Source organism: Erythrobacter sp. GH1-10 (assembly GCF_045363165.1).
Lineage (GTDB): Bacteria > Pseudomonadota > Alphaproteobacteria > Sphingomonadales > Sphingomonadaceae > Erythrobacter.
Window position 1 is genome coordinate 2,424,030 of sequence record NZ_JBJFLP010000001.1, and the last position, 21,404, is coordinate 2,445,433.

The following is a 21,404-nucleotide window of genomic DNA, read 5'->3' on the forward strand; positions in this document are numbered from 1 at the left end:
GCATTTCCACAGCAAAGAGCGTTACATTTCCATCAGCAAATCACGCAGCCCGTGGCGACGGGCCGCGCCCTGGGCTGGTAGTTGGTATTGTTCCCGGCCACGCTGTCACCCATCTTGCGTTCGCGCTTAAAGAATGTCGGCGTAAAGATCAGACCCTTCGGGCGGCCTTGCTCGTCATATTGCAGCAATGCCATGCGCCTCGGGCTGAAGCGGCCGCCACCTTCGTAGAGAGTGATCCGGTATTGCCCGTCGCGGTTGCGGCGCGAAACGCGAAAATTGCCCTTCGAATAAGGTTCGAGCCGCGCGCGGTCGAAATCGTCGAGTACGATCCGTCCGCCGAGCGTCATATCGCCGCCGTCGGTCACTGCCTTGCCGAATTCACGAAGGATCGCGCGTGGCTCGACCCCGTCGGGCGGCTTCCCCACAGCGGCGGGACTGGAGAGATCCTGCAGCATGCGATTGATCGAGAACCCCCAGAGCCTGCCATCCTCATGAAACAGCATGGCCGTGGTGCGAGCGAGCCCCGGCTTGTCGGTCCCCTCGCCGCACACCCAGTTGACGATCACTACGCGATCCCCGCCGCCGCGATTGAGCAATGCGTCGCACCCTGAAAGCTTGGCGAGTTCGGCGTATTCGGTCTCGGTCAGAGGCGGCAGCATCTCGCGGAGTGTGGTCATATCCCCGGTGAGGATCGCATTGCCCGCATTGGCCGCGGTCCTGGCGTAATCCTCCGCCTGAACCGGCGAATAAGCTCCGATGGCCAGAGCCGCCGCTGCCAAAGACATCCTGATCATCCGACTTCCCCCGAAAGCACGCGAACCGGTGCGAAGAGTGTCGTCACCGCGAACGGGAGTCAAATTCCGGAACGGTCGATGCTGAGCCACGCCTCACCGTGCCCCTCGGAACGATTCCCCGTTTTGCTCATTGATTTAACAAAAGAAATACAAGGAGATACCAGATCATGAAACGCATTCTGATCATCGCAACCGATGGATTTGAACAGTCCGAACTGATGCAACCCAAGGCGCTGCTCGAAGAAGCGGGCGCAGAGGTCGTGACCGCCTCGCTCGACGATGGCGAGATCAAGGGCTGGGACAAAGGCGACTGGGGCGAGGCCGTGAAGGTCGACATCACCGTCGATGAAGTCGCAAGCTCCGATTACGACGCGTTGCTGCTTCCCGGCGGCCAGATGAACCCCGATATTCTGCGCATGAACGAGCGCGTGATCGCACTTATCCGCGAATTCTACACCGCCGAAAAGCCGATCGCCGCAATCTGCCACGCACCGTGGCTGCTTGCCGAAGCCGATATCGTCAAGGGCAAGGTCGTGACCGGGTGGCCGTCGATCCGCACCGACCTGCGCAATGCAGGAGCGGAGGTTGTCGACCGCGAAGTCGCCGTCGACGCGCGCCTCATCACAAGCCGCAATCCGGATGACATCCCGGCCTTCACCAAGGCACTGCAGGACGCTCTCATGATGGAACGCATCCCCGAGAACGCCTGATCCGTAGCTTGCATGAGTCCGGCCATGGCCTCCCGTCATCTGGCTGACTCAGAGCCCCGTCATGCAGCGATGCGTGGCGGGGTTTTCTTTTTTTCTCTTGACCTTAGGGCCGCAATGATACTTCGTATCATTGATGGTGGTTGTATTGTGGCGAAAATGTGGCACGATTAAGGCGTAATTAAGGCACGACTCGGAAGAAGGCGGACCTGGTCGCGAGGTTCAAGAGGAGAGAGAAATGCGCAATCACATGATTTTGGCGGGAACTGCCGCCCTTGCCCTTGCCGCCTGTGGCCAAAGCGAACCGGCTTATGAGGAAATGAGCGCCGACGTCGCGGTCGAGGCCGCCGCCGAAGCTCCCAGCAACGAATTCGGCTTCATGGAAGCCCGCGAAGAAGGCGGCATCTCCAATCTTTTCACCGGCGACGATGAAGCGGCAGCGGATGCCATGGAGGCGGGAGCGGATGACGCATCCCAATCCACGGCTGTCGAACCTGACGCAGCCGTCGCCGCGCCGCAGATCGCCTATCGCTACGAAATGGGCTTCCGGCTCGCCGCCGGTGCGATCAAGCCGCTGCAGGAACGCCATGCCGACATGTGCGAGGCGCGCGGTCCCAACGTGTGCCGGATCATCTCGATGCGGCAGGCCGATAGCGACGGCGATTACGCCTATGGCAACCTGCGCATCGCGGTCGCCGCCAATATTGCCCGCGACTTCAGCAAGGAACTCGAATCGAGCTCGGGCAGCGTCGATGCCGAACTGGTCTCCTCCTCGATCGAGGGCGAGGACCTGTCCAAGGCGATCGTCGACACCGAAGCGAAACTGCGCGCCCGCACACTGCTGCGCGACCGGTTGATGGAAGTGCTGCGCACCCGCAAGGGCACCGTCGCCGAACTGGTCGAGGCCGAGCGCGGGGTTGCGCAGGTCAACCAGGAGATCGACCAGGCACGCAGCTGGCTCAATGAAATGCGCGGCCGGGTTGCCTTCAGCCAGATGGCGATCAGCTACGAATCGGGCGCGCGCAGCTCGGGCAGCTTCAGCGAGCCGATCCGAAGTGCTTGGAACTCGCTCGGTTCGATCCTCGGTTCGATGATCGCGTTCCTGATGCTCGCCTTCACCGTGCTCCTGCCGATCGGCATCCTCGTTTACGTCGGCGTGCGGGTTTGGCGCTGGATGCGCCGGAATTCAAGCATCGGCAGCAGTCAGGCGGTCGAGGAGAATGCACCGGGCGATCCTGCCGGCTGACAGCGGCTTCGGAACCGCTCATACCCCCGTGCGCTTCCATCGGTGACGGCTGCTTGACCCCGGCATTCGCATGGCGGAGAGAGCAGCCTCTCCGACGGTACTGAATACGAGGATTCGCGATGCGCGGTGTTTGGCTTGGAAAACTTCTTGCGTTGGTGACGGCACTGGTTGCGCTGCCGATGGCGACACAGGCGCAATCCTTTCTCGAGGCAGACTTCGATCCCGAAATACCGACTCTGGCCGAGACCGCCGGCCACGCGCCGGGCATGCGGATCACCTCGCCGGATGAGACCGTCGCCTACCTCAAGGCTCTGGCCGAGGCCGCGCCCGACCGGATGAAGATGGTCCGGTACGCGACCAGCTGGGAGGGCCGTCCGCTCTATTACGTGATCCTCACAGCACCGCAAAACATGGCGCGGATCGATGCGATTCAGGCCGATCTTGCGACCATCGCTGCAGGCCGCCCCGGCAACGGCGAGGCGCTGCCGGTGACATGGCTGACCTATGGCGTCCACGGTAACGAAATTTCCTCGACCGACGCCTCGCTGATGATGGCGTACCATCTGCTCGCCGCGCGCGGCGATGCGCGGGTCGAGCGGATCCTCGGCGAAACGATCGTCGTGCTCGATCCGATGCAGAATCCCGACGGGCGCGCGCGTTTCGTCAATCACTTCCGCGCCGCGCTCGGGATCGAACCGGTCGGCGACCGGCAGGCCGCCGAGCATGACGAGCGCTGGCCGAGCGGCCGCGTCAATCACTACATGTTCGATCTCAACCGCGACTGGTTCACGCTGAGCCAGCCCGAAACGCGGGGCAAGGTCGCTGCAATGCGGGCCTGGAACCCGGTGGTTGTGGTCGACGTCCACGAAATGGGGGGCGACGACACCTATTTCTTCAGCCCCGCCGCGCGTCCGCTCAATCCCAACATCACCGCCCGCCAGCGCGAAGCCTACGAACTGATCGGGCGCAACAACGCCGCGTGGTTCGATCGCATGGGCGAACCGTACTTCACCCGCGAGGTCTACGACCTGTTCTATCCGGGTTATGGCGACACCTGGAACGCACATCAGGGCGCGATAGGCTCCACCTACGAGCAAGGATCCTCGCGGGGTCTCGTGTGGGAACGGCGCGACGGGACCGAGCTCACCTACGCGCAGACGATACGCAACCATTTCATCGCCAGCCTTTCGACCGCCGAGGCGGTGTCGCAGAATGCCGGCCGTTTCCTCGCCGATTATGCCGCCTATCGCGCTGCCAACGCCAATGGCGCCGCCGGTCGCGGCACCTATCTGATCGACCTGTCCTCGCGCCGCTGGAATGCCGAAGCGCTCGGGCGGCGGCTGGTTGCACAGGGCATCACGGTGCTGCGCCGCGAGGGCGCCGTTACCGTCTGCGGCAGAAGCTATCCGGCGGGCTATCTCGCCGTGCCGCAGGCCCAGCCCGCCGCGCGGCTGGTGCGCAGCCTGCTCGACAAGGAAACCCCGCTGGCGCGCGACTTCGTCGAGGAACAGGAAAGGCGCCGCGAACGCGATCTCGGCCACGAACTTTATGACGTTACCGCGTGGTCGGTCGGCTTCATGTCGGGCGTCGATGTGACCCTGTGCAACGGTGCCGTGGGGGGCGATCCGCTTGCCGCCGATGCGCCCATCGCTCCGGTTGCCGAAGGTGCAGGCAGCTTCGCCATCGCCGTGCCATGGACCGACAGCGGTCAGGCCCGATTTGTGACGCTCGCCCTGCGCGAAGGGATCGAGGCGCGGGTGACCGACGAGGCGTTCGTCAAGGACGGGCGCACCTATCCGCGCGGCACCGTGCTGTTCCAAACCGCAGCGAATACGCCGGAGAGGATGGCGCGGCTCGCAGAACTGGCGCGCGAAGTCGGGGCGCACACGGTCGCGCTCGAATCCAGCTGGGTCGACGATGGCCCCAATCTCGGGAGCGAAAGTTTCGTCCGCCTGACGCTGCCGCGCGTGGCAATGGCGTGGGACGAGGGGCTTTCGCAGCTCAGCGCCGGATCGACCCGCTATGTGCTCGAGCGGCGGCTCGGCCTGCCGGTCGTGCCGATCCGTACCAACCGCTTCGCGCGCGCCGACCTCAGCGATTACGATGTGCTGATTGTGCCCGATGGCCGCCCCGCCGACGCGTTCGGCAAGGGCGGGCTCGAGACCATCCGCGAATTCGTGAAGCGCGGGGGCGTGCTGGTAACTTTCGAAAGCTCGATCTCGGCCTTCGCCGAGGGGGACAGCCCGCTGCTATCGATCAAGCGCGAAGCGGCGCTCGGGCGCAATCCGTCCGAAGCCGGGGACGATGACGAGAAAGCGCCGAGGCTCGCCGAAGCGACCGAGATCACCAGCGAAGGCGAGTATCGCGCTGCGATCCGGGACGAGGCCGCGCTGCCCGACACTCTGCCGGGCGCGCTGCTCAACACCGTGGCCGACACCGACCATTTCCTCTCGGCAGGCTACGACGATGGCGCGGTGGTGCTTGCCGCCGGATCGAGCATCTTCACACCGCTCGACCGGGCGGCGGGGACCAATGTCATGCGCTTTGCTGCCGCCGACGAATTAATCGCCAGCGGCTATGTCTGGGACGAAAACCGCCGCCAGCTCGCCTTCAAGCCGTACCTGATGGCACAGCCGACGGGCGACGGGCTGACGATCGGCTTCGCGCACGATCCCACGACGCGCGCGTTTCTCGACGGGCTGGACCTGATGCTGGCCAACGCCGTGCTGGTTGCGCCGTCGCGGGTGCGCTGAAGCCTCAGGCGGCGTTCTTGATGTCGACGAGGGTAAGGCCGAAGACGAGGTCCTCGCCCGCGAGCGGGTGATTGCCGTCGGCGCGGACCGCCTCTTCGTTCACGTCGGTGATGATGAGCTGCATCGACTGGCCGTCCTGCTGCTGCGCGGTCAGCGCCATGCCGGGCTGCGGCTCCGATTCGGGCGGCAGCTGCGTCCGGGGAATGTCGACGATCAGCTCTTCGCGGCGCGGGCCGAAGGCGTTGTCGCTCGGGATCGTGACGGTCTGCTCGCCGCCGACCTCCATCCCGGTCAGGACTTGCTCGATCTGCGGGAAGATCTGGCCCGCGCCGAGTTCGATCGTCTGCGGGCCCTGCCCTTCGGTGCCGCCGACGACTTTTCCTTCGCTGGTCGTGACGGTGTAGTCGATGGCGACGGTATCGCCGGTTTTGGGATTGGTCATGGAATTCCTTTCGTAGGGGAATGATCCGTGCGGGGCACGGCGGCGCGCATCGGTTGATCGCGCCATTTCGGGTTCGCGCGCGAGTCTCGCAAGCGCGCGGCATGGTGTCAAATCAAGCGGCGACGCGTCACATCTTGCGCGCGTCGTTGCTCTCGCTGGGCACTGTCACCGTGAGGCCATCGAGTTCCGCCGTGAGATCGATCTGGCACGACAAGCGGCTCGTGCGCCGGGCCCCGGCAGCGAAATCGAGCATATCCTCTTCTTCCTCGCTCGCCTCGGGCAACCTGTCGAACCATTCGGCAGCGACGATCACATGACAGGTCGAACACGCCATCTGCCCTTCGCACGTGCCCTCCAGCGGAAGCCCCGCCGCCTGCCCGATGCGCAGCAGGTTGTCGCCTTCCTCGCCGCGCGCCTCGATCCGGTCGCCGTAAGGGTCGATGAATGTCACGCCGATGGGACGGGACGCGGTCACAGACCCTGCGCCTTTGCCGCTTCGTTGATCGCTTTGGCTCCGGCTTCGAGATCTTCGAGCGAGGTGTAGCGCCCGAAACCGACCCGGATCGACGATTTCGCCTGCTTGTCGCTGAGCCCGATGGCCTTGAGCACGTGGCTGGTCTTGCCCGATCCGCTGGCGCAAGCGCTTCCGGCGCTGAACATCACATCGCGGCATTCGCTCATCAGGCGGTTCACATCCAGCCCCTTGCGCCGCACGTTCAGGTTGCCGTGATAGCGCGTATCCTCGGAGCCGTTGAGTTCCCAATCGGAGAACAGGTCGCGCGCGCGCTTCCATAACTCTTCGACGTGCTCGTGGTCTTCAGCCATGCGTTCCTTCGCGACCGCTGCTGCCGCGCCCATTCCGGCAACGAGCGCGGGGCTGAGCGTGCCCGACCGGTCGCCTTCCTGCAGCCCGCCGGTGATCTGCGGCTCCAGCTCGAGCCCGTCGCGCACCCACAGCGCGCCGATGCCCTTCGGTCCGTGGAATTTGTGCGCGGAAATCGCGATCATATCGGCCTGCGTGATCTCGATCTTGCCGTATGCCTGCACCGCATCGACGAGGAACAGCGCGTTGTTCTCCTTAGCCTTGCGATGCCAGTCGACCGTCGGCTGAATCGTCCCGATCTCGTTGTTGATCGACATGACCGCCACGAGGCGACAATCGTTGGGAAGGTCCTGCGCTGTATTGCATTGCCCTTCTTTCGAAACGTTGAGGACGTGCGCGGCCCCGAGCGCCTCGGCGGTTTCGTAGACCGCCGCATGCTCGATCGCGGAGATCGAGACCGAGCCGCCCGTCCCCGATCCGCGGATCGCCAGATTCAGCGCCTCGCAGGCGTTGCCGGTGAAGATGATGCGCCCGCCCGGCGGCAGCAAGGCCGCCACCCGCTCCCGCGCAAGCTCGATCGAGGCCTTGGCCTGCCGCCCGAGCTTGTGCGGCGAATGCGGGTTCGCAAAAGCGGTCCCGTCGGGCCCGTCGAGCCAGCGAAGCATGGCATCGCGCGCTTCGGGCGCGAGCGGGGTAGTCGATTGGTAGTCGAGATAGATCATCAGGAGTCCTCTTACCAAACCCGATCGTCATTGCGAGCGAAGCGAAGCAATCCAACGCCCGCCGGCTCTATTCTGCGCCAGGTTGGTCGATGGATTGCCACGTCGCCTTCGGCTCCTCGCAATGACGAATCAAGTGAGGGAGCGCCAGGCTTCAGCGAACCGCTCCAATTCATCCGGCGTCGTGGACCACCCGAGGCTTACCCTGATCGTCCTCTCGGCAACATCGTCGGGCACGCCGAAAGCATCGAGCACGCGGCTCTTCTTGAGTGTGCCCGAGGAACACGCGCTGCCAGCCGAAACGGCAAATCCCATGGCGTCAAGGCGGATCAGGAGGGCTTGGGCGCTCATGGTAGGGTGTGCAATCGCTGTGATCCAAGGACAGGACAAGAACGGATGCGCTGTCGCCAATTCGATAGAGTCGGCGTAATCACCTATCGAGTCATAGAGTGACTGCCTGAATTGATACTGCTGCGCATCTGTTGTTTTCCAGTTCTCGGTCCCTCCACATTCAAGCGCAGCGGCCATACCTAGGATAGCTGGGAGGTTTTCCGTGCCTTGCCTATAGCCGCGTTCATGACCGCCAATGGGCTCTAGCAAGTTGAAGTCACGTACCAACAAGGCGCCTACCCCAATGGGACCACCAAACTTGTGGGCTGAGACAACCGCAAAGTCTGGGTTTAGTTCGATGCCAAACTTTCCGGCAGATTGCGAACAATCTGTCAGGACGAGGGCGTCATGACTGCGGACAACTTCACTGAGCGAGTTGGCCTCGGACCACATATATGAACCGGTCTCAGAATTGATTGACTGAATTGCGCAAAGAGCTTTTCCGTCTTTTTGCAGCATATCGTCGAGCCAGTTCACATCGATCCATTGAGCCAGCCGATTAGGAACAATAGGAGCCACCTCAGCATCAGGTGCCGCACGGAACACAGCGTCGTGCTCGACTGCGCTCACGATCCGGCGCTTCGCCTTCGCGCGGTTGAGCGCGATCCACAGCGCCTCGCTAGCACCGCTCGTGAAGATCAGCTCGCCGTCCCACCCAAGCGCCGCCTTGATCCGCTCGCGCGCATCCTCGAGCGCGGCCTTGGCCTTGCGTCCTTCCGCGTGCGGCGAGGAGGGGTTCGCCCAGATGCGGAAACCCTCGTCCATGGCGGCTTTTGCCTCGGGGCGCAGCGGACTCGTCGCCGCGTGATCGAGATAGATGCGTTCAGGAATGGGAGACGCTCACAAAAAATTGCGAATTTTGCATGCAGCCCTATATAGAGCGCGCGTTCAGCCGCGCCACCCGGTGCGCGCGACATCCACATTTAGCAAGGTCCACAAATGCCGTCAGTCATCTTCCCCGGCCCCGAAGGCCGTCTCGAAGGTCGTTTCTCTCCGCCGCCGCGCCCGCGCGCGCCGGTCGCCATGATCCTGCATCCGCATCCCGAAGGCGGGGGCACGATGAACGACCGGATCGTGCAGCGGCTGTACAAGACCTTTGCCGACCGCGGTTTCGCGACGTTGCGCTTCAACTTTCGCGGCGTGGGCCGCAGCCAGGGCAGTTTCGACAACGGGATCGGCGAGCTGTCCGATGCCGCTTCGGCGCTCGACTGGGTCCAGTCGATCCACCCCGAGGCGCAGACGACCTGGGTTGCAGGCTACAGCTTCGGCGCGCTGATCGGCATGCAATTGCTGATGCGCCGCCCCGAAGTGCGCGGCTTCATCTCGATCGCGCCGCCCGCCAACATGTACGACTTCAGCTTCCTCGCCCCCTGCCCGGCGAGCGGCATCTTCGTGCAGGGCGCGGCGGACACGGTTGTGCAGCCCAGCGCGGTGCAGAAGCTGGTCGACAAGCTCCGCACGCAGAAGCACATCACGATCCACCACGACGAGATCCCGCGCGCGAACCATTTCTTCGAAAACGAAATGGAAGAGATGATGAAGTCGGTCGACAACTATCTCGACTTCCGCCTCTCCCCGGATTGCCCGATCAAATGAGTCTCTGAGTTTCGCAGCCCGTCCGGGCTGCGATATCCTCGCTCTCGCAACCTGAAGCTCACATCGCTGCGGGCACCCCGTCGGGCTTACGGTCGGCTGAGCCGACCGAGTGGCAAAACCAAACCATTGAATTCGGTGGTCAATCGCAACGCGATAGTCCTTGACCTCATAATGTTATGTTGTAACATTGCGTATGGAAGGTGTCGGTGACGTCCTCCTGTAATTCATGGCCGCCGGCCCCTTCTCGCAAGATAACGAGAGAGGAACCTGATCATGAGCTACGCACAAACCGCCAATCGCGCGAACCCCGCCGCGATGCTCGGCGCCCTCGGGGTACCGGCGGCCTTCGGGGCGATCCTCGTCCTTGGGCTGGCAGTGAAAGTGATCGTCGAGCCGAAGCTCGAGAATCCCGATACTGTCTTCGTAACCCCGACCATCCCCGATGAACCGCCTCCGCAGCCCAAGCCGACCGACCAGCGAACCGAAAGCGTTTCCCAGCAGCAGACGCCCATCACTCCGCCGGTGCTGCCCGACACGGAGTTCACTCTCGGCTCCACTTCACCAATCGAGACACTGCCGTTCTCCGGCGAAGTCATTACCGGTCCGGTCGAACTGGGCGGACCGATCGGGATCCCCTCTCCGATGCCCGCACTGCCCGATCCGATCGCCGCATCGCCCGCCAACAATCCGGGCCGCTGGGTGACCGACAGCGATTATCGCAGCACCTGGATCCGGCAGGAAATGTCGGGTGTCGCAAGCTTTGCGCTCACCATCGATTCGCGGGGCAAGGTCAGCGACTGCACCATCACCCGATCGACGGGGCATTCCGCACTCGACCAAGCGACCTGCACGTTGATCGAACGCCGCGCGAAATTCGACCCGGCCAAGGACAGCTACGGCAATCCGATCGCTGGAACCTACCGCAATTCGGTCAACTGGAAGATCCCCGAGTAACGCGTTCGAGCGGGCGGGCTAACCCTCTCCCGCCCGCTCGGCCTGTTCGACAGGTGAGGTGCCGTCCGCAGCCGGAATCGTCCAGATCAGCACATTGACGATCGCGATCAGCGCCAGCAACAGCATCAACGCCGGCTGCTTGATCTCACCCGTCCGCCGCCAATAGACGAACGCCCCAGCGATCAGGGCAAAGGCGGTGAGCATTACGAGTGACAGGACAATATTCATGCACAGTTCCGTTCGCTTGTGGTATCAGTCACTTGTTGGTCCGTCATACGGCTTGAACGATTGGCGGATAGCGTAACCACGACCATCACGGGAGGGACTTAATGGGTATTTTCAGTTCGATCAAAAACGCGATCTTCGGCGACGACAAGGACGAGGCCAAAGCGGAGACCAAGGGCGCTCCCACTGCGACGACCGGCCCCAGAACCCCGGCGCCCATCAGCATGGAAGAGGTCGAACGGCGAATATCCAACATCCCGGGTGCGGAAAAACTCAACTGGCAAACCTCCATCGTCGACCTGCTGAAGCTGGTGAAGATCGATCCGAGCTATGCCAACCGCAAGGAACTCGCCCAGGAAATGGGTAACACCGATTATTCGGGCACCGCCGAAGACAATATCGCGCTGCACAAAGCGGTGATGGAAAAGATCGCCGAGGCTGGCGGCGTCGTGCCGGGCGACCTCAAGGACTGATTGCTCAAAGAACGGGTTTGACACCTCCCCGGTGCGCGGTAGACCCGCTCGCCATGAGAGAGACAAACACGAAAATCACGCGCCGTCAGGCCCTCTACGGGCTTGGCGGCGTTTCCGCATTGGCGCTCGTCCCCGGCTGTGCGGGGGCGGCCTATCAGGCGGCCAACCAGCCCGTCACGCTTACGCCCGACGAGATGCTCGACGAGATCGCCTATGCGATGCTCAAACACGAGCCGGGGCGCGCGACCGGTCTCGGCGTCGATACTGGCCAGCATGCCGATTGGCGGGGGACTTTCGGCACGCCGGGCGAAGCAGGTCGGACCGATTACAAGGCCACCTTGCGCTGGGCGCTCGAACAGGCGCGCTCCTATCCCAAGGATAATCTCACTCCCGACCAGCAGGTCGGGTTCGACGTGGTCGAAAGTGCCTTTTCAAAGGCGCTCGAAGGCATGGACCTTCCCTATGGCGACGTCGCCGTGGGCAGCTGGCGCAACGCCCCTTATCTGATCATCCAGAATGTCGGTGGCTATATCGATTTCCCGCGCTTTTTTGGCGCGACCCAGCCGCTCCGCGACGCGCAGGATGTCGAGTATTATCTCGGTCGCCTGAACGAAGTTCCCGCCGTGCTCGATGGCGAACTCGAGCGCGTGAAGGAAGCGCGGGCGTTCGGGCTGGTCCCGCCCGATTTCCTGCTCGACAAGACCGTCGCGCAGATGCAGGCGGCGGTGAAAGACGCGATGGAAGGCGGCTCGCTGCTGCAGCCGCTGCTCGATTCCGATCTCGAAGCCGCGACGACCGCAAGCCGTCAGGCCAAGCAGATCATCACCAGCCGCATCGCGCCCGCGCTGGAAGCGCAGCTGGCCGAACTGTATTCGCAGCGCAAAATTGCCGGGTCCGATGCCGGCATGTGGGCGCAGCCCGAGGGCGAGGCATGGTATTCCTGGGCCACCAGTGCCTCGACCACGACCTCGCTTTCGCCCGACGAGATCCACCGGCAAGGGCGCGAGGAACTGGCGGAACTGCACGGACGGATGGATCCGATCCTGCGCGAAATCGGCTACACCAAGGGCAGCGTCGGCGAGCGTATGCAAGCTCTGAGCGAGGATCCCCGCTACAAATTCGCCGAGGGCGACCCGGGCCGCAGGGAGATATTCGATTTCATCGACGAGCGGATCGAGTGGATCAAGGCGCAGATGCCGCGCGCGTTCAACCGGCTGGTCGACCCCAACATGGAAGTCACCCGCATCCCGATCAACGAGGAAGCGGGAGCACCCGGCGCCTATGGCGGCGCGGGCAGCAAGGACGGCAAGATACCCGGCAGGTTCTGGATCAATCTGCGCACAACGGACCTGCACCGCAAATACGACCTCGCCGACCTCACCTATCACGAGGCGATCCCCGGGCATGTGTGGGAAGGTGAGTATTCGAACCGTCTGCCGCTGATCCGCTCGATCCTCGCTTTCGGCGCGTTTTCCGAAGGCTGGGCGCTCTACGGCGAACAGCTCGCCGACGAACTCGGCGCCTATGACGATTTCAAGGTCGGGCGGCTCGGATACCTGCAAAGCCTCGCTTTCCGCGCCTGCCGCCTCGTGGTCGACACCGGCCTGCACTCGAAGCGCTGGACCCGCGAACAGGCGCGCAAGTTCTTCGTCGAGGAGAACGGCTCGAAATACGAGGAAGTCGCCAGCGAAGTCGATCGCTATTGCAGCTGGCCCGGCCAAGCGTGCAGCTACAAGATCGGCCACAGCGAAATCGTTCGGCAGCGTGCCCGGGCCGAGGCCGAGCTTGGCAGCGCCTACGACTTCAAGGCGTTCAACACTGCGGTGATCCTCGGCGGCAACGCCCCGCTCGACGTGGTCGGGAAGACAGTCAGCCGCTACATTGCCAATGCCCGCGGCTGACCCCATCTAGCCTTCCGGGACACCTCGGGAGGCGCGCATGGAACAGCTGGGACAAGATCTTGAGACCATGCGGCGCGTGCCGCTTGCGGACGAGCATGTCGCCGCGATCCGCGAAATCGGCGAGGAAAGAACCTATCCCGACGGCCATATCGTCGCAAAAATCGGCGATCGGATGGATTGGTTCGTCTATATCATCGAGGGCGAGCTCGAGGTGATCGATCCCAATACCGGTGTCCGGCTTCTGGAACACAGCCTCGGCCCGACGCAGTTCATGGGCGAAATCGGGTTCCTCAATCGCGGCGTCAATTATCTGACGATGCGCGCCGCGAAGGAAACGCGCGCCATCGCCGTCCCGCGCGAGGCGATGCTCGACCTGATGAGCCGGGTGCCCGAGCTGTCTGACCACATCATCACAGTGTTTGCGGCGCGGCGTCGAGCACAGTTCGAGATGTCGAACGGAGCGATCAAGGTGATCGGTGCCGACCGCGATGCGAAGGTCCAGGCGGTCGAGCGCTTCCTTTCGCGAAACCGCCTGCCGTTCCAGAGCTACGATCTCGACGCCCGCGACCCCGAGAGCCTTGAGCTGTGCTCCGCGCTCGGCCACGAGCCCGGCGTGATCCTTGCGGGCAAGCACAAGCTCGAAGATCCCACCCCGCGCAAAATCGCAAAGGTGCTCGGGCTCGACCTCGACATCTGTTCGCAGCGCGATTTCGACCTGTTGATCGTCGGCGGCGGACCTGCGGGCGTCGCTGCGGCAGTGTATGCCGGATCGGAGGGGCTCGAAGCGCTGGTGATCGAGGACACTGCGATCGGCGGTCAGGCGGGCACATCTAGCCGCATCGAAAACTATATGGGTTTTCCGACCGGGATCAGCGGTACGGACCTGACCTGGCGCGGGCAGATCCAGGCCTTGAAGTTCGGCACCCGCTTCGTGATGCCGCGCCGGGTGGTCGGGCTGGCAAAGCGCGAAGACGGCTCTTTCTGTGCGACGCTGGACGATGGCGACGAAATCTGCGCAGGCGCGATCCTCGTCAGCACCGGCGTTCAATATCGCAGGCTGCCGCTGGAACGGCTGGAGGAACTCGAGGGCGCGGGGATTTTCTATTCGGCGACCGAGATGGAAGCGCGCTTCTGCGCCAACACCGAAGCGGTGGTGATCGGTGGCGGCAATTCGGCCGGGCAGGCGGCGATGTATCTCTCGCGCGCAGCCGCGCATGTGCATCTTGTCGTACGCTCTGGAAGCCTCGCCGCTTCGATGTCGAGCTATCTCAGCCGCCGCCTCGAGGCCGACCCCAAGGTCACGATCCACTATCACACCGAGGTGAGCGCACTCCAAGGCGAGAGCGGGCTCGAAGGCGTCACCTTTTCCGGGTCCGACGGCGAACGCCGCGTCGATACCCGCGCGCTGTTCATCATGATCGGCGCCGCGCCCAACACCGATTGGCTCTCCGGCCTCGTCGAGACCGACGACAAGGGCTACGTCCTTACCGGAGCGGAAGTCGGTCGCCCGTCCCCGTTCGAAACCGGCACCGACGGGATATTCGCGGTCGGTGATGTGCGCGCGGGTTCGGTCAAGCGCGTCGCCAGCGCAGTGGGCGAAGGCTCTGTCGTGGTCAGCCGTATCTGGTCTTACCTGGAGGACCGGCTTCAGAAGAACGGCACAAGGCCGAAAGCGCGAGGTTCGTAACCTTCTCGGACAGCCGCGTGGATGACCTCCAGCAGTTCGGCCAAGGCCGCACAGGTCCCGCCGATCTAGCGCACTTGCGCGTCGGTCTCGACCAACCGGATTTCGAACAGGCTTGGCCACAGCTTGCCGGTTACGAACAGCCGCCGGTTTTCCGCGTCCCACGCGATCCCGTTGAGCACCGCCCCGTGATAGTCGACCGGGACCTGCGCGACGATATGGCGGAGGTCTATCAGCTTGTGGACCCTGCCGTCCGCAGGATCGATCGCGACAATGTATCCGGTTTGCCAGATGTTCGCGAAGACGAGGCCGTCGATGAATTCGAGCTCGTTAAGCAGGCCGAGCGGCCGTCCGTTGAGTGTCACGTCCACACTGCGTTCGACATCATAGGTTGTCGGTTCAAGCACGCGCAGGGTCGCGCTGCCGTCCGAGTGGATCAGACCTTCCTCGAAGGTCGTCAGGCCCCACCCTTCATACGGGAACCCCGAGAAAGATCTGATCGGTGAAAGGTCGTCCGCCTTCCAGCGATGGATCGCCCCGTCCTGCCAGGTGAGGCTGATGAATTCATCCTCCCAAAGCGCCAGGCCTTCGCCGAACTGTTCTGGCGGGATCGCACGCTCGGCCAGCACTTTGCCGGTTTCGAGTTCGACCTTTCGCACGCGCGACTGGCCGACCTGGCCGGTGCTCTCGTAGACCGCGCCTTCGTGCCACAGCAGGCCCTGTGTAAAGGCTTCGGAATCGTGCGGATACTCGGCGAGGACTTCGGCGCGATAGACCTTGGGCCCAGTGTAGACCGGCGCTTCCGCGCCGGGTGCCGGAGCGGGCGGCGGAGTTTGCCCGGCGACCAATCCGGTTGAGATCAACAGCAGGCCGATGCCTGCCAACACGACTGGATTTCTCATGATATCGCGCAGGCCTGCCTCAGTAATTCAGCGGGTCATCATGCCGCTGACGATCGAGCCGAGAATACCGCCGAGCGCCCCGCCGGCAGGTGAACTTTCGCCCGGAACCTCTCCGGCAGCCTGTTTCGCCAGATACCCGGCGACCGCCATCGCCAGGATCGGCAGCATCTTCTTGAGCAGGCCCTCATCGATGCCGGTCATCGCCGAAACCTCGCCCGCGACCGATCGGCTCACATCCTTGCTGCCGAAGATGTTGCCGAGAATGTCGTTGCCGGGCTGGGTCGGTGTCGGACTGGTGCCGAGCACGGCATCGAGCAAACCACCGCCCAAGCCTCCGGCAAGCGAGCCCCCGAGTGAGGCAGAAGAAGAGCCGCCGCCTCCGACGATGGCTCCGACAAGGCTCCCGAGGCCTCCCATAGGTTCGGATGTGACCGCTCCGCCGGTGGCGCTGCGCCCCATTCCTGCAACGATGGCAGGGAGCAGTGCCCCCGCGGCGGTCTTGGCGGTGCCTTCATCGACACCCAGTTCGCGTGCCATCGAAGAAATCGCACCGGTCTGTTGCAGCATTTGTGCAAGGCTCATGGCCTGCCCTCCCCTCGTCGTCGCCGGGTCGACTATTTCTTGCCGAACAGGCCCTTGGCCATGTCGGTAACGTCGTCGATCACGTCCCCATCGCCATCGCGGTCGAGCAGCTTCGAGAAGCTCGTCGGATCGTTCTTGATCGCATTGGCGAATTCCATCAGCGACCCTTCGCCGCCGATCTGTTCGACGATCTGGCCGAGAACACCGGTATCGAGCCCGGTCTTGGCCGAGGCGAGCTCTACAGTGTCGCCTTGCATCTGGTGGGTCTGCCCGAGTGTCGCGATCGCCTTTTCCGCCATTGCCGGGTCGATCCCGACCTTCTCTGCGAGATTGGCCACATCATCGGGCGCGCCGCCGATACTTTTCAGAATTCCGTCGAGCAGGCTCATTTCGTTCTCCATTCTTTGCGAGTCGTTTGCGGAGTGTGCCGCAAAGCCGCGGTAAAACAAGGAAAAAGCCCCGCCCGGCTGCATGCCGAACGGGGCTCTCCTCTCCAACGGGTCAAATTCGTCAGGCGGCGACGGGCGCTTCGGGCGCAGCTTCGCGAACGCCTTCGTCGACATGCGCTTCGAACTCGGTGAAATTGTCGATGAACAGCTGCACCAGCTTGTGCGCGGTCGCATCGTATTCGGCCTTGTCGCCCCATGTGCTGCGCGGATCGAGGATCGTCTGATCGATTCCCTGCTCGGCCAGCACCGGCACGTGCACCGGCACATCGAAGCCGAAGTTCGGATCCTTGCGGTATTCGACATTGTCGAGATCGCCGTCGAGCGCCGCATTGAGCAGCGCACGGGTCGCCTTGATCGGCATGCGATTGCCGACGCCATACTTGCCGCCGGTCCAGCCGGTGTTAAGCAGCCAGCACTGCACCCCGCCCTTGGCAATGCGTTCCTTGAGCAAGTTGCCATAGACGCTCGGGTGGCGGGGCATGAAAGGCGCTCCGAAGCAGGTCGAGAAGGTCGCTTCGGGCTCAGTCACACCGATTTCGGTGCCGGCGACCTTGGCTGTGTAGCCCGAGAGGAAGTGATACATCGCCTGATCGGGCGTGAGCCTTGCGATCGGAGGCAGAACGCCGAACGCGTCGGCGGTGAGCATCACGACGTTCGACGGCACAGGGCCGAGATTCTTCTCGCTCGTGTTGGGGATATATTCGATCGGATAGGCGCCACGGGTGTTCTCGGCGAGCGAGTTGTCGTCGAAATCGAGCTCGCGCGTTTGCTCGTCCATCACCACATTTTCGAGCACCGTGCCGAACATCTTGGTGGTCGCGTAGATTTCCGGTTCAGCCTCTTCGCTGAGGCGGATCATCTTCGCGTAGCAGCCGCCTTCGAAGTTGAAGACCGCCGTGTCCGACCAGCCGTGCTCGTCATCGCCGATCAGCGTACGGCTCGCGTCTGCCGAGAGCGTCGTCTTGCCGGTGCCCGAGAGGCCGAAGAACACCGCCGTCTTGTTGTCGGGCCCGATATTGGCCGAGCAATGCATCGGCATCACACCCTTGGTCGGCAGCAGGTAGTTGAGGATGCCGAACACGCTCTTCTTCATCTCGCCAGCGTATTTGGTGCCGCCGATGAGGATCAGCTTTTCGGTGAGGTTGACCGCGATCACCGTTTCGCTGCGGGTACCATGGCGCTCGGGATCGGCTCGGAAGCTCGGCAAATCGATGATGGTGTATTCGGGCGCGAAGCCAGCGAGTTCGCCCTTGGTAGGACGCACCAGCAGCGTGCGGATGAAGAGATTGTGCCAGGCCAGTTCATTGATCACCCGCACGTTGACGCGGTGCTCGGGCTGCGAACCACCGAACAGGTCGGCGACGTAGAGCGTTTCCTTGTCCTTGACCGCGGCCATGAAGTCCGCCTTCAGATTGGCGAAGTGCTCGGGCGTCATGCCCTTGTTGACCTTGCCCCACCACACGGTGTCCTCGGTCGTGGCATCGCGCACGATGAACTTGTCGTTGGCGCTGCGCCCGGTGTGGGCGCCGGTCTTCACCACCAGTGCGCCGTGCTTCGAAAGCGCGCCCTCGCCTGCGGCGAGCGCAGCTTCGACCAGCGCGGGCGTGCCGAGGTTGGGATGGATCTCTGCCTGGGTTTCGATCCCCTGACTGGACAGCGATTGGGCAAGAGGCGTCAACGTGAATTCTCCATCGAAGGATTGTCGTGCGGCGAACGGCTGCAGCTCATCGGCACCGATTCTGCATACGTATGCATTAGCACACGGAATACGCCAAAAAACAGGCCAAAAAGAGTCGTGCATGAACCGCCCGATCCCGTCGGTGGCGCGCATAAAGCGCTGCAATCTGCACGTCAAACCGGAGTGCCGCGAATCCTCCGGACAGGTGGCATCGGTGCGACCGGACGTTGAAACCGCCTGTGGCCATCCGCCGCGTTGTCTCCGCTTCAAGAACCCGCTAACTCTCGGGCGAACGGGACGCGTCGATTTCGCGGGAGGAACAGCCATGATCGATATGCAGGGCGAACAATCCGCCGGCCACGAGCCGGGCGGTGAGGACGCGGCGGTCATCGCGCTGGTCGACGACGATCGCAATATCCTCACCACGGTATCGATCGCGCTGCAGGCCGAGGGATTCGTGACCCGGCTCTATTCGGATGGCGAGACCGCGCTGAAAGCCTTGATCGAGAACCCGCCAGCGCTCGGTGTTTTCGATATCAAGATGCCCAAGATGGACGGGATGGAGCTGTTGAAGCGCGTGCGCGAACATGTGCCGCTGCCGGTGATCTTCCTGACCAGCAAGGACGACGAGGCCGACGAAGAGGCGGGGCTGGAGCTCGGCGCCGACGACTACATCGCCAAGCCTTTCAGCCAGCGATTGCTGATCGCCCGTATCCGCGCGATCCTGCGCCGCGCCGACCCGCTGCGCGAACCGGCAACCGAAAGCGGCGAAAGCGATCCGGCCAGCCCGGGCATTGCCCGGGGCCGTCTGCAAATGGACCCCGCACGCCACCACGTCACCTGGGACGGCAAGCCGGTCAGCCTGACCGTCACCGAATTCCTGATCCTCGAAGCGCTCGCCGCGCGCCCGGGCGTAATCAAGAGCCGCAACCAGTTGATGGATGCCGCCTACCCCGACGACATCTTCGTCGACGACCGCACGGTCGACAGCCATATCAAGCGGATGCGGCGCAAGTTCCGCAGCGTCGATCCCGAGTTTAGCGCGATCGATACGCTTTACGGCGCAGGGTACAGTTTCAACGATGGCTGAAAAATCCGGCGAGGAAGCGCCGCAACTGAGCAGCGGCGAAACGCTGAGCACGACCGGGCGGTTTTCGCTCACGGCACGCATCCTGCTGGTCAACATGCTGCCGCTGGTGTTCCTGGGGGGCGGGCTGTTCTACCTCGACAGCTATCGCACCCAGCTGATCAACGAGCGATTCAAGCTGGCGCGGATCGAAGCGCAGATCACCGCCGAAGCGCTGGCCGGCGCCACCCGCGAGCGGCAGGAAGCGCTGCTGGTCCAGATCGGCAAGGAGCAGGGGATGCGGCTCCGCATGTTCGACGCCGAAGGCAGACTGTGGGCCGATAGCTTCGCGCTCGACGAACCGGCTTTCACCTTCGACGACATCACCGACGATACCTGGGACCAGCAATTCGCGCGCTGGCTCGATCGCACGGTCGATACGATTGTCGCGGCCGAGACGGTGACCGACTATGTCGAGCCCGAGAGCGACACGGCCGAAGCCTGGCCCGAGCTTGTCCGCGCACGCGAAGAGCGGGTGAGCCAGGTCAACCTTTACGACTGGCGCGACGGCACGCCGGTGATCACCGCTGCCGCGCCGGTCGGGCTGAACGGGGCGACACTGCTCACCGTGCGAAACGCAGTCGACATTACCGCGACGGTCCGCGCCGCGCGGACCACTTTGGTCACGGCAGTGTTGCTCGTGCTGTTCGCCTCGGCGATGCTCTCGCTCTATCTCGCGCGCACGATCGTGACCCCGCTGCGCCAGCTTGCCAATGCTGCTGTAAAGGTCCGACAGGGGCGCGAGCGCGAGGTCGAAGTGCCGCGCCTGCCCGATCGCAGCGACGAGATCGGCCTGCTCGCCCGCGCCGTCTCCGACATGACCGGAGCGCTGCGCCAGCGCATCGATGCGGTCGACAGCTTCGCCGCCGACGTCGCGCACGAGATCAAGAACCCGCTCGCGAGCCTGCGCAGCGCGATCGAATCGCTCCCGCGGGTCGAGGATCCTAAGCTGCGCCGCGAGCTCGAGCAGATCGCCACCCACGACGTGCGCCGGATCGACCGCCTCGTCACCGAAATTTCCGACGCGAGCCGGATCGATGCCGAAATGTCGCGCGCGACGCTGGAGCGGATCGACATGGCGGACCTGATCCGCTCGATCATCGGCAGCCGCGAATACCGCGCGGAAAACCAGAACCATCGCATCGAACTGACCACGCGCGGCTTTGCGGCGAATGTGCTGGGCGTCGGAGCCCGGCTCGAACGCGTGATCGAAAACCTGCTCGACAACGCCGTGTCATTCTCGCCGCCCGAGGCCGCGATCGAAGTGACCGTCGACAATGACGGGACCTGCGTTTCGGTGACGGTGTGCGATTCCGGCCCCGGGATTCCGGAGGATTCGCGCGAGAAGGTGTTCAAACGCTTCCATTCGGTGAGGCCCGAGCAGGAGGACTTCGGCAATCATTCGGGGCTCGGGCTAGCGATCGCCCGCGCGATCGCCGAAGCGCATGACGGTTCGCTGCTTGCCGAAAGCCGCTCTGACGGCGCTCCGGGGGCATGCCTCCACCTTCGCCTGCCTGCGGCATGACCGATACACCGGACACCCTCGTCCAAGCGAGCGCGGTCGCCATCGACGGGCGCGCCCTGCTGATCGAAGGGCCACCCGGCAGCGGAAAATCCAGCCTTGCGCTCGCGCTGATCGATCGCGGTGCCGGCCTGATCGGGGACGACGGGGTGAGCCTCATGCCCGAATCCGGCACGGTGCTCGCGGCATGCCCGCCCAATATCGCCGGGTTGATCGAAGTGCGCGGCGTGGGGCTCGTCAGACTGCCGGCAACAGAGCAAGCTCCTTTGGCTCTGATCCTGACGCTCGGCGGCGAAAGCGAACGCCTTCCCGAAACCCTCGCCACCCGCACCATTTTCGACATCGAGATCCCGGTCCTGCCATTCGATCCCGGCGCTATCGCGCCCGCCGTGCGAGCCGAATGGGCGCTGCGCGAGCACGGTCTTCCGCTCACCTAGG

At 63.6% G+C, this 21,404-nt stretch carries 21 protein-coding genes; 11 read left to right on the top strand and 10 right to left on the bottom strand.

What is annotated here, in order from left to right; genetic code table 11:
* Positions 1-32: 32 nt before the first annotated feature.
* Positions 33-794: a hypothetical protein gene (locus ACI5KX_RS12035; protein ID WP_406810900.1), complete on the bottom strand. Its 762-nt coding sequence runs from the start codon at positions 792-794 to the stop codon at positions 33-35.
* 167 nt (positions 795-961) lie between these two features.
* Between ACI5KX_RS12035 and ACI5KX_RS12040 the strand changes: the two genes are divergently transcribed.
* The 3 genes from ACI5KX_RS12040 (at position 962) to ACI5KX_RS12050 (ending at position 5,500) form a co-directional block, all read left to right on the top strand.
* Complete coding sequence (locus tag ACI5KX_RS12040) at positions 962-1,504, top strand: type 1 glutamine amidotransferase domain-containing protein (protein WP_406810901.1); 543 nt, start codon at positions 962-964, stop codon at positions 1,502-1,504.
* 316 nt (positions 1,505-1,820) lie between these two features.
* Positions 1,821-2,747, top strand: a complete 927-nt coding sequence (locus tag ACI5KX_RS12045) for a DUF4349 domain-containing protein (protein WP_406810902.1) — start codon at positions 1,821-1,823, stop codon at positions 2,745-2,747.
* A 155-nt stretch (positions 2,748-2,902) separates the two neighbouring features.
* The gene (locus ACI5KX_RS12050; RefSeq protein WP_406810903.1) at positions 2,903-5,500 is read left to right on the top strand and encodes a M14 family metallopeptidase; all 2,598 of its coding nucleotides are present in this window, start codon (positions 2,903-2,905) and stop codon (positions 5,498-5,500) included.
* Positions 5,501-5,504: 4 nt separating this feature from the next.
* On the opposite strand, the gene ACI5KX_RS12055 is transcribed toward ACI5KX_RS12050, so the two are convergent.
* From ACI5KX_RS12055 to ACI5KX_RS12070, 4 genes are all read right to left on the bottom strand, one after another.
* Entirely contained in the window at positions 5,505-5,942 is a 438-nt protein-coding gene (locus ACI5KX_RS12055; protein WP_406810904.1) for a peptidylprolyl isomerase, read from the bottom strand.
* A 127-nt stretch (positions 5,943-6,069) separates the two neighbouring features.
* On the bottom strand, positions 6,070-6,417 hold the full coding sequence (locus tag ACI5KX_RS12060; RefSeq protein ID WP_406810905.1) for a 2Fe-2S iron-sulfur cluster-binding protein: 348 nt from the start codon (positions 6,415-6,417) through the stop codon (positions 6,070-6,072).
* Complete coding sequence (locus tag ACI5KX_RS12065) at positions 6,414-7,487, bottom strand: cysteine desulfurase family protein (protein ID WP_406810907.1); 1,074 nt, start codon at positions 7,485-7,487, stop codon at positions 6,414-6,416. The genes ACI5KX_RS12060 and ACI5KX_RS12065 overlap by 4 nt, the downstream gene beginning before the upstream one ends.
* A 129-nt stretch (positions 7,488-7,616) precedes the next feature.
* Positions 7,617-8,639 (bottom strand): cysteine desulfurase family protein, encoded by a 1,023-nt coding sequence (locus tag ACI5KX_RS12070; RefSeq protein ID WP_406810908.1) that lies wholly within the window; start codon positions 8,637-8,639, stop codon positions 7,617-7,619.
* Between the two features lie 174 nt (positions 8,640-8,813).
* On the opposite strand from ACI5KX_RS12070, the gene ACI5KX_RS12075 reads away from it, so the two are divergent.
* On the top strand, positions 8,814-9,470 hold the full coding sequence (locus ACI5KX_RS12075; RefSeq protein WP_406810909.1) for an alpha/beta hydrolase: 657 nt from the start codon (positions 8,814-8,816) through the stop codon (positions 9,468-9,470).
* Between the two features lie 273 nt (positions 9,471-9,743).
* Positions 9,744-10,424, top strand: coding sequence for an energy transducer TonB (locus ACI5KX_RS12080; RefSeq protein WP_406810910.1), 681 nt, complete (start codon positions 9,744-9,746; stop codon positions 10,422-10,424).
* An 18-nt stretch (positions 10,425-10,442) separates the two neighbouring features.
* Here ACI5KX_RS12080 and ACI5KX_RS12085 read toward each other — a convergent pair whose 3' ends face one another.
* Positions 10,443-10,652 carry a hypothetical protein gene (locus ACI5KX_RS12085; RefSeq protein WP_406810911.1) on the bottom strand — a complete coding sequence of 70 codons (210 nt, stop codon included), beginning with the start codon at positions 10,650-10,652 and terminating at the stop codon, positions 10,443-10,445.
* Positions 10,653-10,753: 101 nt separating this feature from the next.
* On the opposite strand from ACI5KX_RS12085, the gene ACI5KX_RS12090 reads away from it, so the two are divergent.
* From ACI5KX_RS12090 to ACI5KX_RS12100, 3 genes are read left to right on the top strand one after another with little or no spacing between them, the layout of a single operon-like run.
* The gene (locus ACI5KX_RS12090; protein ID WP_406810912.1) at positions 10,754-11,122 is read left to right on the top strand and encodes a DUF3597 domain-containing protein; all 369 of its coding nucleotides are present in this window, start codon (positions 10,754-10,756) and stop codon (positions 11,120-11,122) included.
* Positions 11,123-11,175: 53 nt separating this feature from the next.
* Positions 11,176-13,023, top strand: a complete 1,848-nt coding sequence (locus ACI5KX_RS12095; protein WP_406810913.1) for a DUF885 domain-containing protein — start codon at positions 11,176-11,178, stop codon at positions 13,021-13,023.
* Positions 13,024-13,060: 37 nt separating this feature from the next.
* Complete coding sequence (locus tag ACI5KX_RS12100; RefSeq protein ID WP_406810914.1) at positions 13,061-14,710, top strand: FAD-dependent oxidoreductase; 1,650 nt, start codon at positions 13,061-13,063, stop codon at positions 14,708-14,710.
* Between the two features lie 65 nt (positions 14,711-14,775).
* Here the strand turns inward: ACI5KX_RS12100 and ACI5KX_RS12105 are convergent, their stop codons facing one another.
* The 4 genes from ACI5KX_RS12105 to ACI5KX_RS12120 form a co-directional block, all read right to left on the bottom strand.
* Positions 14,776-15,609 carry a glutaminyl-peptide cyclotransferase gene (locus tag ACI5KX_RS12105; RefSeq protein WP_406810915.1) on the bottom strand — a complete coding sequence of 278 codons (834 nt, stop codon included), beginning with the start codon at positions 15,607-15,609 and terminating at the stop codon, positions 14,776-14,778.
* Positions 15,610-15,636: 27 nt separating this feature from the next.
* Positions 15,637-16,191 carry a DUF937 domain-containing protein gene (locus ACI5KX_RS12110; protein ID WP_406810916.1) on the bottom strand — a complete coding sequence of 185 codons (555 nt, stop codon included), beginning with the start codon at positions 16,189-16,191 and terminating at the stop codon, positions 15,637-15,639.
* Positions 16,192-16,223: 32 nt separating this feature from the next.
* Positions 16,224-16,592, bottom strand: coding sequence for a hypothetical protein (locus tag ACI5KX_RS12115; protein ID WP_406810917.1), 369 nt, complete (start codon positions 16,590-16,592; stop codon positions 16,224-16,226).
* 109 nt (positions 16,593-16,701) lie between these two features.
* Complete coding sequence (locus ACI5KX_RS12120) at positions 16,702-18,318, bottom strand: phosphoenolpyruvate carboxykinase (RefSeq protein ID WP_406810918.1); 1,617 nt, start codon at positions 18,316-18,318, stop codon at positions 16,702-16,704.
* A 334-nt stretch (positions 18,319-18,652) separates the two neighbouring features.
* Between ACI5KX_RS12120 and ACI5KX_RS12125 the strand changes: the two genes are divergently transcribed.
* The 3 genes from ACI5KX_RS12125 to ACI5KX_RS12135 are packed head-to-tail and all read left to right on the top strand — an operon-like array spanning position 18,653 to position 21,403.
* Positions 18,653-19,408, top strand: coding sequence for a response regulator (locus tag ACI5KX_RS12125; RefSeq protein WP_406811369.1), 756 nt, complete (start codon positions 18,653-18,655; stop codon positions 19,406-19,408).
* Complete coding sequence (locus ACI5KX_RS12130) at positions 19,401-20,969, top strand: ATP-binding protein (RefSeq protein ID WP_406810919.1); 1,569 nt, start codon at positions 19,401-19,403, stop codon at positions 20,967-20,969. Before ACI5KX_RS12125 ends, ACI5KX_RS12130 begins: the two co-directional genes overlap by 8 nt.
* The gene (locus ACI5KX_RS12135; protein WP_406810920.1) at positions 20,966-21,403 is read left to right on the top strand and encodes an HPr kinase/phosphorylase; all 438 of its coding nucleotides are present in this window, start codon (positions 20,966-20,968) and stop codon (positions 21,401-21,403) included. The genes ACI5KX_RS12130 and ACI5KX_RS12135 overlap by 4 nt, the downstream gene beginning before the upstream one ends.
* Position 21,404: the final 1 nt, after the last annotated feature.